General features: G+C 68.1%; 14 protein-coding genes. 10 read left to right on the top strand and 4 right to left on the bottom strand.

The features are described 5' to 3' along the window. Positions 1-2: 2 nt before the first annotated feature. Positions 3-869, top strand: coding sequence for an amidohydrolase family protein (locus tag NX02_RS02785; RefSeq protein ID WP_039997026.1), 867 nt, complete (start codon positions 3-5; stop codon positions 867-869). Between the two features lie 21 nt (positions 870-890). Here NX02_RS02785 and NX02_RS02780 read toward each other — a convergent pair whose 3' ends face one another. Together NX02_RS02780 and NX02_RS33880 are read right to left on the bottom strand one after the other, a co-directional pair. Continuing rightward, a complete protein-coding gene (locus NX02_RS02780; protein ID WP_245648749.1) occupies positions 891-1,304 on the bottom strand; it encodes a MarR family winged helix-turn-helix transcriptional regulator in 414 nt (137 codons plus the stop codon). Positions 1,305-1,411: 107 nt separating this feature from the next. Next, positions 1,412-1,537 carry a hypothetical protein gene (locus NX02_RS33880; RefSeq protein WP_281178294.1) on the bottom strand — a complete coding sequence of 42 codons (126 nt, stop codon included), beginning with the start codon at positions 1,535-1,537 and terminating at the stop codon, positions 1,412-1,414. Between the two features lie 162 nt (positions 1,538-1,699). Between NX02_RS33880 and NX02_RS02775 the strand changes: the two genes are divergently transcribed. The 5 genes from NX02_RS02775 (at position 1,700) to NX02_RS02755 (ending at position 4,217) form a co-directional block, all read left to right on the top strand. Beyond that, positions 1,700-2,170, top strand: coding sequence for a DUF3617 domain-containing protein (locus NX02_RS02775; protein ID WP_025290668.1), 471 nt, complete (start codon positions 1,700-1,702; stop codon positions 2,168-2,170). Positions 2,171-2,196: 26 nt separating this feature from the next. Next, positions 2,197-2,694 carry a DUF3617 domain-containing protein gene (locus NX02_RS02770; RefSeq protein WP_025290667.1) on the top strand — a complete coding sequence of 166 codons (498 nt, stop codon included), beginning with the start codon at positions 2,197-2,199 and terminating at the stop codon, positions 2,692-2,694. A 98-nt stretch (positions 2,695-2,792) separates the two neighbouring features. Then, positions 2,793-3,326, top strand: coding sequence for a DUF3617 domain-containing protein (locus tag NX02_RS02765; RefSeq protein WP_025290666.1), 534 nt, complete (start codon positions 2,793-2,795; stop codon positions 3,324-3,326). Between the two features lie 28 nt (positions 3,327-3,354). Then, a complete protein-coding gene (locus NX02_RS02760; protein WP_025290665.1) occupies positions 3,355-3,741 on the top strand; it encodes a VOC family protein in 387 nt (128 codons plus the stop codon). Beyond that, positions 3,714-4,217 (top strand): DUF3617 domain-containing protein, encoded by a 504-nt coding sequence (locus NX02_RS02755; RefSeq protein ID WP_025290664.1) that lies wholly within the window; start codon positions 3,714-3,716, stop codon positions 4,215-4,217. The genes NX02_RS02760 and NX02_RS02755 overlap by 28 nt, the downstream gene beginning before the upstream one ends. 24 nt (positions 4,218-4,241) lie before the next feature. On the opposite strand, the gene NX02_RS02750 is transcribed toward NX02_RS02755, so the two are convergent. Then, entirely contained in the window at positions 4,242-4,862 is a 621-nt protein-coding gene (locus NX02_RS02750; protein WP_025290663.1) for a CatB-related O-acetyltransferase, read from the bottom strand. A gap of 249 nt (positions 4,863-5,111) precedes the next feature. Here NX02_RS02750 and NX02_RS02745 point away from each other — a divergent pair, with 249 nt between their 5' ends. The 4 genes from NX02_RS02745 (at position 5,112) to NX02_RS02730 (ending at position 10,836) form a co-directional block, all read left to right on the top strand. After that, positions 5,112-6,491, top strand: a complete 1,380-nt coding sequence (locus NX02_RS02745) for an O-antigen ligase family protein (RefSeq protein WP_025290662.1) — start codon at positions 5,112-5,114, stop codon at positions 6,489-6,491. Between the two features lie 143 nt (positions 6,492-6,634). Continuing rightward, a complete protein-coding gene (locus NX02_RS02740; protein ID WP_025290661.1) occupies positions 6,635-7,327 on the top strand; it encodes a polysaccharide biosynthesis/export family protein in 693 nt (230 codons plus the stop codon). Between the two features lie 40 nt (positions 7,328-7,367). Beyond that, positions 7,368-9,623, top strand: coding sequence for a GumC family protein (locus tag NX02_RS02735; protein ID WP_025290660.1), 2,256 nt, complete (start codon positions 7,368-7,370; stop codon positions 9,621-9,623). Next, positions 9,598-10,836 (top strand): hypothetical protein, encoded by a 1,239-nt coding sequence (locus NX02_RS02730; RefSeq protein ID WP_025290659.1) that lies wholly within the window; start codon positions 9,598-9,600, stop codon positions 10,834-10,836. Before NX02_RS02735 ends, NX02_RS02730 begins: the two co-directional genes overlap by 26 nt. A 37-nt stretch (positions 10,837-10,873) precedes the next feature. On the opposite strand, the gene NX02_RS02725 is transcribed toward NX02_RS02730, so the two are convergent. Beyond that, the gene (locus NX02_RS02725; protein ID WP_162232652.1) at positions 10,874-11,752 is read right to left on the bottom strand and encodes a hypothetical protein; all 879 of its coding nucleotides are present in this window, start codon (positions 11,750-11,752) and stop codon (positions 10,874-10,876) included. Between the last annotated feature and the right edge of the window lie 69 nt (positions 11,753-11,821).

Raw genomic sequence — 11,821 nt, 5'->3', positions numbered from 1 at the left:
GCATGGACGTGAGCAAGCTCGCCGCGATCGACGTGCATGTCCATGCCGAGGTTTCCTGCTGCGACCAGGAGGATCCGATCTTCGGCGAATTTCTCGATGCCAGCACGCGCTACTTCAAGGCCGATCGCCGGCGCCCGACCATTCCCGAAACCATCGCTTATTATCGCGCGCGCAACATCGGCTTCGTGATGTTCACGGTGGACATGGAAGCGGGGACCGGCATCAAGCGCATGCGCAACGAGGAGATCGCGGAGGCCGCCGCGGCGAACGGCGACGTGATGATCGCCTTCGCCTCGATCGATCCGCACAAGGGCAAGCGCGGCGCGATCGAGGCGCGCGACCTGATCGAGAAGCATGGCGTGAAGGGCTTCAAATTCCATCCGCCGCTGCAGGATTTCGATCCCGGCGATCCGATGGCGTGGCCGCTCTACGAGGTGATCGACCATTATGGCCTGCCCGCCATCTTCCACACCGGCCATTCGGGCATGGGCACCGGCATGCCCGGCGGCGGCGGCATCCGGCTGCGCTACGGCCAGCCGATGCTGGTGGACGAGGTTGCGGTGCGCTTCCCCAACATCCGCATCATCCTGGCGCATCCCGGCTGGCCATGGACCGATGAATCGCTCTCGATGGCGCTGCACAAGCCCAACATCTTCATCGACCTGTCCGGCTGGAGCCCCAGATATTTCCCGCCGCAGATCATGCGCTACGCCAACACGCAGCTCGGCGACAAATTCCTGTTCGGCTCCGATTTCCCGCTGATCCCGCCCGACCGCTGGATCGCTGCGTATGACGAGGCGGGGTTCAAGCCCGAACTGCGGGAGAAGATGTTGAAGGGCAATGCCGCGCGGGTGCTGGGGTTGCAGTGAAGCGCCCCCCGCAGGCGATCGTCAGCTCAGCGGGATCACCCGTGCCTTCTCGATCCGCCGCAGCATATCGAGCAGCAGGGCTTTCTCGTCATCCGAGAAGCTCGCCAGCATTCGCCGCTCATGCGCATCGATGCGCGCGAGGCAATCTTCCAGCATCGCGGTGCCGGCCGGGGTCAGGGTCAACGCGAAGGCGCGACGATCCGTCTCATCGACGGTGCGGTCGACGAGGCCCATGTCGACCAGTTCGTTGATCAGCGACACCATATTGGCGCGCTTGATGCCCAGCACGCGCCCAACCGCGCCCTGGTTGATCCCGGGGCTGCCCGCGACCACCGCGATGATGCCGAACGGCACCTGGCGAATCCCGGTCCCTTCCATCGCTGCCGCAAAGTCGACCGCGAAGGCGCTCGACGCGCGCCGCAGATGATAACCCACCAAAGGCGCCAGGGCGCCGATCTTCGTATTTTCCCGAGACATCGCTTGCGTGATGGCCATGATTTGACGGTGCCGTCAACTCGTCCGAAAGCGATATCCAGCGGCGCTTATCGGTGGAACACCGCATATATATGATCGCGCGCGGCATCGAAGATCTGCCGTTCTTCTGCGCTGCGTTCCGCGCGCACGCCGCTTTCCACTTTGGCCATGATCGCGAACAACCGGTCGAGCAACGCCTGCCCCTCGGGAAGGAGGGTCGGTTCGTAGCGCCTGCGGTCGACGGTCGTGGATGAAGCTGTGGATAAGCCTGGAAAAACCCTGTGCGAAACGCGTTCGCGACCGTGACGACGGAATGCTAGTCTGCCGCCACGAATCGGGCGGGGACGGGTTTCACGATGAGAGGGTTTGGGCGGCTCGCGCTGCCCGCACTGGCGCTGCCGCTGATCGCGCAGGCAGATGTGACGATCGAGGCGGGCCGCTGGGAAGAGCGCTTCGTCCCCTCGCGCGTCCTGCTCGATGGCGCGCCGCTTGGCCCCGACATGGTGGCGAAGATGGCGCAGACCCGCGCGCGCTGCGTCACGCCCGAGCGCAGCAAGGATCCGCTCGGCTTCATCCTCAGCCGCGAGGTGGGGTGCGCGGCGCCGCAGGTGACCGGTGGGGCCGCCGGTTTCACGATCCGCGCGCAATGTACCGCGACCAGCGACGAAGGCCCCCGCGACCTGGCTGCGCAGGGCAACTGGACCCGCGACAGCTACCGCATGACGATGGCGGCTAGCGGCCCGGCCGGCGATCACCAGTTGACCGTCGAGGCGGCGCTGGATGGCCGCCGCACCGGCGCGTGCCGCGGCGACGAGGAAACCGGCTGAAACACTATGGACGGAGGGGGAAGAGGATGACGAAGACGATGATGGCAGCGGCCATCGCGGTCGCGATGTTGGCGGGATGCTCGGGCGGCGCGACGGAAGAGGCGGCGCCCGCCGGGCCGATTTCGCTGCAGGCGGGCCAGTGGGAAATCATAACGGTCGTCGAAAGCGGCCGCAACACCGACACGGGCAAGGCGGTGTTCCCGATCGAGGCGGGCGCCACCGAGACCAGCAAGGTCTGCCTGGCCGCGGCCGACGCCGCCAAGCCGCAGCCGGCTTTCTTCATGCCCTCGATGACGAGCTGCACCTATACCAACGACTATTTCTCCGACGGCACGCTGCAGGCACAGATCAGTTGCCGGAAGGACGGGCTGAACGGCGCGATCGGCGCAACCGTGCGCGGCAGCTATACCGCGACGACGATCGACGCGCAGCAGATCGTCGAGACGCAGCTCGCCAGCGACGGCGATGTCAGCATCACCTCGAAGCTCACCGGCAAGCGCATCGGCGACTGCCCGGCAGGCTGAGCGATCCGGCCTCGACTTGGCCGTGCGGCCTGCTAGCATCGCCGCAAAACGCCGCACGGACGGGTCGCATTCCTTTTTCCATGTCGATGGAGAGTATCATGCGTACCGCGTCTTCCGCCCTCATCGCGCTGCTTGCGCTCGCCGCCTGCGGCGAGAGCGACGAGGTGAAGCTCGAAAACGCCTCGGTTGCCGACGTCGCGGAAGCGACGAAGGACAAGGCCACGACGGTGAAGCTGAAACCCGGCCAATGGCGCACCACCGCGGAACTCGTCTCGATCGACGTGCCGGGCCTGCCCAAGGAGGTCGCCGACCAGATCGGCCAGTCGGCCGCGAAGAGTTCGACCACCGAGGATTGCGTGACGCAGGAAGAGGCGGACAAGCCGCAGGAGATGCTGGCGCGCGACAATGGCGAGTGCCGCTACGACCGCTTCCAGATGGGCGGCGGCAAGATCGACGCGGTGATGCGCTGCAAGGGCACCGAGCAGCCGGGCGAGATGCAGATCAGCATGTCCGGCAACTACCAGCCCGAACGCTATGACGTCGCCGCCGAGATGGTGATGACGCAGCAGGGCAAGACGATCACCATGCGCCTCAAGAGCCGGTCCGAGCGGATCGGCGAATGCAAGGCCTGATCCGCCGATATTTCCATGGAGACCAGACATGATCGGATACACGCTCGTCGGCACCAACGATCTCGATCGCGCCAAGGGCTTTTACGACGCGCTGTTCGCGACGATCGGCGCGGGCCGGGTGCTCGAAATGGGTGAAATGTGCGCGTGGGGCGTGGCGATGGACAAGCCGATGTTCGGCGTGACCCGGCCCTATGACCAGCAGGACGCGACCATCGGCAACGGCACGATGATCGCGCTCGTCGCCAGCGAGCGGCCGACCGTCGACACGCTCCATGCCCGCGCGCTCGAGCTCGGCGGCACCTGCGAGGGCGGCCCCGGCGTGCGTGGCGGGGATGGCGACCAGGCCTTCTACGCCGCCTATTTCCGCGATCTCGACGGGAACAAGCTGTGCGCCTTCCGCGTCGGCCCCGCCTGAGCGCGATGCGCGCCGCCGCGGCGCTGGCGGCTGCGGCGCTGCTGCTCGCGGGCGCCGGTGACGAGGCGATGCGGCCCGGCGCGTGGGAGCGGCGGACCGAATTCGTCTCCGCCACGCAAGACGGCAAGCCGGTTCCCGACGCGGGATCCGAACCCGACGTCCGGCGGCGCTGCGTGCCGCCGGAGGCGGCCAATGCCGCGCGGCTGATCCTGCCGCCGGCCAACGTCGATTGCGCGATCGTCGACAGCGAGATCGCCGGCGGCGTGGTCCGTTTTCGCGGCCGCTGCACTGCCGACGAGGCCGGGCCGCTCACCCTCACCGGCAATGGCCGCTACGATGCCGGCAGCTATGCGCTCGACATCGTGACCGAAAGCCCGGCCGAACCCGCGCCGGTGATCGTGACGATGCGCGTCACCGCGCGCCATGTCGGTGAATGCGCGCCGGGCGACGAGCCCCTGGCGGGCCTGACGCGCTGAGCCTGACGCGCTCGCGCGCCGGGATCAGCCTCTGGGCGGCAATACCGCCGCGACGCGCGCCGCGGTCGGGTTGCGAATGACGTCGGGGTCCGATTGCAGCAGCGCGCGGATCGCCGGCGGCTCCAGCTCCCACCACCGGCTCGCCTCGAGCGCCGCCTGCAGTTCGGCGTCGAAGCGCCAGCGGATCTGCTTGGCGGGGACGCCCGCGACGATCGCATAGGCCGGCACGTTCGCGGTGACGATCGCACCGGCGCCGATTACCGCACCGCGGCCGATGAACTTGCAGCCGGGCAGGATCACGACGTTGTGGCCCACCCACACATCATCCTCGATCACCAGCGGCTCGGCATGGATCATGTCCTGCTCGATCACGCCGAAGCGCTTCTCGTACAGCATCGGGTGGGTGGTGATCGCGTCGAGCGGATGGTTGGCATCGACCACGCGTACCGTCTTCGCGAAGGAACAATAGCGGCCGATGACGAGCGGCCCCGGCATCCGCCAGCGATCGAAGCAGCCATAGCTGTGCAGCCCGACATCGATGCCGTGCCGTTCGCGGAAGAACCGGCGCAAATCCCGATTCTCGTCCTGATCGCGCAACCAGCGGAACAGCTTCGCCTTGTCGATCGCCTTGCCGACCACGCCCATCGCCGGAGCCCCCCGCCGCCTGCACCGCCGACCTCCGGCAGCCTCGTCGAGCGCCGATCCTTAATCACGCAGATGCAGCATGACCAGCCGTTTCCGCTGCGCTGCGAGGTGCATAGCCCGCACCCGCAATCGGTCCAAGGATGCGGGCGGTGCACGCCAAGGCTCGACAGGACATGCCGCACCCGGCTATGTGCGCCTGCGAACATCGACGGCCAACCGCAGGTCCAACCGCAGCAAGACCGGAGCAGAATGGCGACTTCCCCCTTCCGCCCGATCGGCCAGCCGCTGCCGCGCCAGCCCGTTCGCACCTTCCTCAGTTCGGCGCTGCTGGGCATCGCGCTGATCCTTGGCGGCGGCGGCGCGCGCTTCCCCGCCACCGAGATCGTTGTGCAGTGCACAGCCCTGATCGTGCTCGTGTACATGCTCGCGGAATATCGCCGCGACCGGGCCGCGCTGTTCGACTGGCTGGGAATCGGCTTCGTGCTGCTGGTGCTGCTGCTGCCGCTGGTGCAACTGATCCCGCTGCCGCCCGCGACCTGGCGGGCACTGCCGGGCCGCGATTTCCTGCTGCAGGCCGCCGACTTCACCGGCACGCTCGACCAGCCGCGCCCGCTCAGCCTGATTCCGGATGCGACGGTGTCGATGTGGCTGACCCTGATCGTGCCCGTCACGATGTTCGTCGCCGTGCTGCAGGCGGACGGACGCGAGATCCGCTTGCTGCTGTGGGTCGTCGTCGGTGCGGCGGTTGCCGGCGCGTTGCTCGCGATGGTGCAGGCGGTGTTCGGCGACAGCGACGCCGTCTATTTCTACAACACCTCGCAGCAGGGATTGCCCACCGGCGTGTTCGCCAACCGCAATCACCAGGCATTGCTGATGGTGCTGGCGCTGCTCACGGCCTGGCTGCTCGCGCGCGACCGGCGGCGCAAGGGCCGCGCGCTGGCGATACGATGGGGTCTGTTCGGGCTGATGGCGCTGTTCGCAGCCGCAGCATTGGCCACCGCCTCGCGCACCGGCTCGGTGCTGCTGCTGCTCGCGCTCGCGGCCGTGTTCGTGCCGATGGTGGTGCGCCATCGCCGCCGCTCTGCGCTGATCGGCGGCAGCATCGCCGGGGTGACCGTTCTGCTGGTCGCGATCCTGGTGCAGACCGGCGCGTTCCAGCGCCTGATGGGCCGCTTCGCGCTGGATGACGACAACCGCTTTCACTTCTGGCCCGACGTGACCTACGCGATCGGCTCGGTGTGGCCGTTCGGCTCGGGATACGGCACGTTCGACCCCTATTTCCGCTCGATCGAGAGCCTCGATTCGCTGGGCAGCCATTTCATCAACCATGCCCACAACGACTATCTGGAACTGGCGCTGGAAGGCGGCCTGCCCGCGGTGGTGGCGATGGCGTTGTTCGCGCTCTTCCTCCTGGTCGCAGCATGGCGCATGCTGCGGCATCGGCAGCCGGGGCCCGAAGGCGGCCGCGGCTGGATCGCGCTGGCAGGGATATTCCTCGCAATGTTGCATAGCCTCGTCGATTATCCATTGCGCACCTTCGCAGTTGCAGCATTATTCGCTCTGCTCTGTGGCCTGCTGGTGCGGGCGCTGCGCCCGGCTTCGAGCGCAGAGGAGGATGAAATGGCGTAGAAAGAGCTTGCGCGCGGGGCTGTGTGAGAATTGCATCGGCCACCGTTCACACTTATACCGCATCTGCTTCCACGCGGGGTGGCCGATGCGGGCGGATGGCCGGAAGAGCCGATTGACGCTGCGGGTACGGTAAAGGGGAAGAGATGAGCAGGTTCGTTACAGTGTCCGTGGCAATCACGCTGCTGACGTTGGGTGGGTGCGCCGGCACGAAACGTTCCTCGCTGCCGCGCGGACCGGTGGCCTACAGCACCATCAAGGCATCCGATGCCCCGACCGTCGTGACCGACTATCGCATCGCCGCGGGCGACACGCTGTCGGTCATCGTGTTCCAGGAACCCGATCTTTCGATCAAGGACGTTCCCGTGGATGCCGGCGGCAGCCTTTCCATACCGCTGATCGGCCGCGTGCAGGCGGCCGGCAAGACGAGCTTCGAGCTGGCCGACGAGATCGCCAAGTCGCTCGGCCGCAACTATCTCGTTTCGCCCAAGGTCTCGGTCTACGTGACCACCGCCACCCCGGGCCAGGTCGTCGTCGAAGGCTCGGTCACCAGCCCCGGCGTGTTCCCGATCCGGCCGCAGACCACCCTCATCGAAGCGCTCGCGCTCGCCAAGGGGCCGACCCAGGTCGCCCGTCTCGACGAGGTGATCGTGTTCCGCACCGTCGACGGGCAGCGCATGGGCGCGGTGTTCGACATCGCCGCGATCCGCCGCGGCGATGCGGTCGATCCGCGCATCGAACCCAACGATGTCGTCGTGGTCGGCTATTCGGGCCTCCGCCAAGTCTATCGGGATTTTATCTCGGCCGCGCCGCTGATCGGCGTCTTCACCCGCTTCTGATGCGCACGCGCCTCACAACCGCTCCGTTCAAGGTGATCTGATGAACGACTCCAGCTTCCCCGATCGCCGCGACGGAAACGGCGGACACGCCGTGCGCGCGCGCGATGATGGCTATCAGGCCTACGTCGCCGACTATGATGAACAGGATCAGGGCTTCCGCCTCAACATCGGCGCCCTGATCGGCATCCTCCGCCGCAACTGGATCCCGGTGGCGGTGATCGTCGCGCTCGCGCTGATCGCCGGTCTCGTCGCGACCCTGCTCGCCACCAAGATCTATCGCTCGGCGGCGAGCGTGCAGATCGAGCAGCAGACCGCCAAGATCGTCGACACGCAGATGCTGGAGCCGGCGACATCGATCGCCGACGCCAACCGCTTCCTCAACACGCAGCTCGCCATCCTGCAGAGCCGCGGCCTCGCGATCCGCACCGCGGAACGGATGAAGCTGTTCGACAACAGCAACTTCCTGGTCGCGATGGGCGTGAAGGTAGATGCCGCGCAGACCAACACGCCCGAAGCGATCCGTCAGCGTCGCGAGATGGTGATCAACCTGCTGCGCACCAACACCAGCGTCGAACTGCCGACCAACTCGCGCGTCGCCCAGCTTCGCTTCGACTCGCCCGATCCGCGCCTTTCCGCGCAGGTCGCCAACGGCATCGCCGATGCCTATGTGACCGGCAACCTCGAGCGCAAGTTCGACACCTCGGCCTACGCACGCGACTATCTGGCCGGCCAGCTCGCCGAACAGAAGCAGCGGCTCGAGGACAGCGAGCGGGCGATGATCGCCTATGCCCGCGAATCCGATCTGGTGACGGTGGGCGGCGCCGGTGGCGCCAGCGGCGGCGATTCCAATGGTGGTGAGGGTGTATCCAAGCCGCAGTCGCTGACCTCGGCGGCGCTGCTCGATCTCAACACCGCCTACACGGCGTCGCGTGCCGAGCGCATCAAGGCCGAGCAGCGCTGGCGCGCCGCGCAGCGGGCGCCGCTGATGAGCCTGCCCGAAGTGATCGAAAACGGCGCGGTGCAGGCCCTCGTCGGCCAGCGCGCGACCCTGCGCGGCGAGTTGCAGGAGCAGCGCCGCCGCCACAAGGCCGATCACCCCGAGGTGATCCAGCTCAACGCGCAGATCGCCGAGCTTGATGCGCAGATCAATCGCCAGGCCACCGACATCCGGGACTCGATCCGCGAGGCCTATCAGCTCACCGTCGGCCAGGAACAGCAGTTCGACACCACCGTCGGCCAGCTGCGGTCCACCGCGCTTGAGGAACAGGGCCGCCAGGTCCGCATGAACATCCTGCAGCGTGAGGTCGACACCAACCGCGAACTCTACAACGGCCTTCTCCAGCGCTTCAAGGAACTGAGCGCGACGGCCGGCGTCGAATCGAACAACGTCTCGATCATCGACCGGGCCGAGCCCGCGTTCAGCCCGATCAAGCCGAGGCCGCTGGTCAATATGGCGATCGCGCTCGCGATCGGCCTCGGCCTTGCCGCGCTGTTCGTCTTCGCCCGCGAAAATCTCGACGACGCGATCCGCACGCCCGACGATGTCCAGCGCATGCTCAACGTGCCTGCGCTGGGCGCCGTCCCGCTGCTCAAGGCCGGCGAGAACCCGTTCGAGGAAATCAGCAACCCGCGCTCGGCGATGGCGGAAGCCTATCAGTCGATCCGCACGGCGCTGGAACTCTCGACCGCGCACGGCGTGCCGCGCAGCCTGGTGTTCACGTCCAGCCGCCCGTCGGAAGGCAAGTCGACCTCGGCCACCGCCACCGCGCAGAACCTGGCGCGGACCGGCAAGCGCGCGCTGCTCGTCGATGCCGATCTTCGTCTGCCGACGCTGCACAAGTTCCTCGACCTCAAGAACAATGCCGGCTTCGTCAGCTTGCTGACCGGCCAGAAGACGGTGATGGACGTGCGCCAGCCGACCGGACTGGAAGGCTTCGACTTCATCTCGTCGGGCCCGCTGCCGCCTGCCCCGGCGGAACTGCTCAGCGAGGCGTCGCTCAACCGCTTCCTCAACGATGCGCTGGCGCATTACGACGTGGTGGTGATCGACGCCCCGCCGGTGATGGGCTTCGCCGACGCGCCGCTGATCGCGGCGATCACCGAGGGCACGGTGTTCGTGGTCGAGGCCGACGTGGCGCACCGTGGTGCCGCACGGACCGCGATCCGCCGCCTGGTCACCAGCCGCGCCAATGTGGTCGGCGCCATCCTGACCAAGTTCGACGCCCCGGCGCTGGGCTATTACAACTACAACTACAGCTACAGCTACGAATATGGAAACCGCGCCAACGCGGGCTGATGCCCGCCGCTGGGCAGCCCGGGCAGGTGCCGGGCTGCTCGGTCTGGCGCTGGCCTGGGTGATGGTGCCGGATTCGCTTTCGGCACTGTCGCTCAGCCGCAACGACGCGGCCACCGCCGCCGCGCAGCACCCCACCGACGAGACGCTTGCCGCCGCCGGCGATGCCGCCTTCCGCAACCGCCGCTACGCGGAAGCCCGCGCGCTGGCCGACCGCGCCCTCACCCACAGCCTGTTCAACGTCGTCGCGTGGCGCGTCGCCGGCCTGTCGCGAGAGGCGATCAGCGCGGATGACGAATCGGCGGCCAGCTATATGGCATTGGCCGGCCAGCTCGGCTGGCGCGATACGCTGACCCAGCTCTGGTACATCGACAAGGCCTCGCGCCTCGGCGAGTATGAAATCGCGCTGCAGCGCGCCGATGCGCTGCTGCGCCGCCAGGAATATTCGGACCAGGTGCTCGGCTTCGTCCGCGCCGGCGCGCTCGATCCCAAGATCCGCCCGGCGATCCTCGCCCGGCTCGCGGAGGCGCCGGGCTGGCGCCCGCGCCTGTTTCTCGATGCGCGCACCATGTCCGAAGAACAGCGCCAGGGCGTCGAGGCGCTGGTGGGCGCGCTGCGCCGCACGCCGCATCCGGTGACCCGCGCCGAGATTACGCCCTATATCGACACGCTGATCCGCGCCGGCGCGATCGGCAGCGCCTATCGCATCTACGATCTGGCGTTCGGCGCGACCAAGGCGGCGGACGGCAACCGCCTGCACGACCCCGATTTCCGCCAGAGCGCGGCGCGCGGCGACGTGACCACCTCCCCCGCCCAGTCGTTCGACTGGACGATCAGCGCACCCCTGGGAATCACCACCGGCTTCGATCCCGCCGGCGGACTGACGATCGCCATCGATCCGCGGCGTCGCGGCACCGTGGCCCAGCAACTGCTCGCGCTTCCGGCGGGCGCCTATCGGTTCGACGCCCGGCTCGCCGGCGCCGTCCCGCAAGCGCGGGAGTTGATCCGCTGGACCGTCGAATGCCTGCCCTCACGCGTCGAAGCCGATGCTGCGCCGGCCGAGATCAGCCAGGGCGCCGGCGCGACGGCGATGCAGTTCGATTTCGCGGTGGCGAACGATTGCCCCTATCAGCGACTGACGGCCGAGGCCGGCGCATCCACCATCGGCAGCGCCACCACGCTCACCATCCGCAGCGTCGCGATCAAGCCGCGCTGAACGCCACGCCGCCGGTCGGGGGCGCGACGCCCACCGGTCACGGCCGCGACGTCACCGCGCGCGCGGCCAGCCGGCCCGCCGTCCGCGTGCAATCGCCGCAACTGATCGCCGCGCTGCCCCCGATGTCGTCGAGCGCGGCCTGGCTTTCATAGGCGATGCGCGGGCCGGCGGTGCGCGCCGGGATCGCCGGCGGCAGATCGACCTCCACCACCGCCGCCGCCCGCGCCGAGGCCGGCGCATTGGCAGCGACACGGGTGGGCGCGCCGGCACCGTAGCGCGCCTCCCAGGCGGCGAGCGCGACGCGATAGTCGTCATAGGCGGCATAGAAGCTGTCGAACGGCGCCGAGAGTTCGGCCAGTGCCTGGGTTGCGAAGGCGGAGAACCCGTTCGCATCCACCGCCGGCTCGGCCGCGGCGATCGCCGCCGCTTTTGCGCAAAAGCCCGGCTGCACCGGCGGCAGGGCATAGAAATTATAGAGCTGGGTCATGCGATCGTCATGCGCATCCTGCCAATCCTTGCCGCGCTCCGCCCGCAGGCGCGCCTTGATCGCGGCATCGGCGGCGGCGAGCGGTTTCGCACGGCTGCGCAGCATGGCGTTATAGGCTGCGGTGATTGCCGCGCCCTGCGCGCCCGTGCAGCCCAGCGCCGCGACGTTCAGCCCGGCGCGCAGATGCCAGGCCGCCTCCGCCGGCGCGACCGCGTGATTGACCGTCAGGAAGCGACCATCGGCAGCGCGCGGCGGCACGCGGGTGGTGGCAGAGGCCCCCATCGGCGGCGCCGGACGCGGCGGCACCTGCTCGGGTACCGGCGGCGGCGGTGGCGGCGCCTCGACGTGACGCGCCGGCTTCGCGCATGAGGCCAGCGCAAGCATGGCCGCCCAGCCCGCCGCACGGCGGAAGGTTCGATCGTCCCTCATCATTCCTCCCATGCCCCGCCGCTTATGATGGCGCGCATTGGTTAATGAGTAGCTAAGTATGAAGTGCCT

It is taken from the genome of Sphingomonas sanxanigenens DSM 19645 = NX02 (genome assembly GCF_000512205.2).
GTDB classification, from domain to species: Bacteria; Pseudomonadota; Alphaproteobacteria; order Sphingomonadales; family Sphingomonadaceae; genus Sphingomonas_D; species Sphingomonas_D sanxanigenens.
The sequence above is the reverse complement of the archived record's forward strand: the minus strand, read 5'-3'. Positions and strand labels throughout refer to the sequence as shown.

What these genes read in the sequence shown, in the direction of transcription:
- NX02_RS02785 (WP_039997026.1), top strand. Translation starts at nt 3, where the DNA reads ATGGACGTGAGCAAGCTCGCCGCGATCGACGTGCATGTCCATGCCGAG.
- NX02_RS02775 (WP_025290668.1), top strand. Translation starts at nt 1,700, where the DNA reads ATGAGAGGGTTTGGGCGGCTCGCGCTGCCCGCACTGGCGCTGCCGCTG.
- NX02_RS02770 (WP_025290667.1), top strand. Translation starts at nt 2,197, where the DNA reads ATGACGAAGACGATGATGGCAGCGGCCATCGCGGTCGCGATGTTGGCG.
- NX02_RS02765 (WP_025290666.1), top strand. Translation starts at nt 2,793, where the DNA reads ATGCGTACCGCGTCTTCCGCCCTCATCGCGCTGCTTGCGCTCGCCGCC.
- NX02_RS02760 (WP_025290665.1), top strand. Translation starts at nt 3,355, where the DNA reads ATGATCGGATACACGCTCGTCGGCACCAACGATCTCGATCGCGCCAAG.
- NX02_RS02750 (WP_025290663.1), bottom strand. Translation starts at nt 4,862, where the DNA reads ATGGGCGTGGTCGGCAAGGCGATCGACAAGGCGAAGCTGTTCCGCTGG.
- NX02_RS02745 (WP_025290662.1), top strand. Translation starts at nt 5,112, where the DNA reads ATGGCGACTTCCCCCTTCCGCCCGATCGGCCAGCCGCTGCCGCGCCAG.
- NX02_RS02740 (WP_025290661.1), top strand. Translation starts at nt 6,635, where the DNA reads ATGAGCAGGTTCGTTACAGTGTCCGTGGCAATCACGCTGCTGACGTTG.
- NX02_RS02735 (WP_025290660.1), top strand. Translation starts at nt 7,368, where the DNA reads ATGAACGACTCCAGCTTCCCCGATCGCCGCGACGGAAACGGCGGACAC.
- NX02_RS02730 (WP_025290659.1), top strand. Translation starts at nt 9,598, where the DNA reads ATGGAAACCGCGCCAACGCGGGCTGATGCCCGCCGCTGGGCAGCCCGG.
- NX02_RS02725 (WP_162232652.1), bottom strand. Translation starts at nt 11,752, where the DNA reads ATGAGGGACGATCGAACCTTCCGCCGTGCGGCGGGCTGGGCGGCCATG.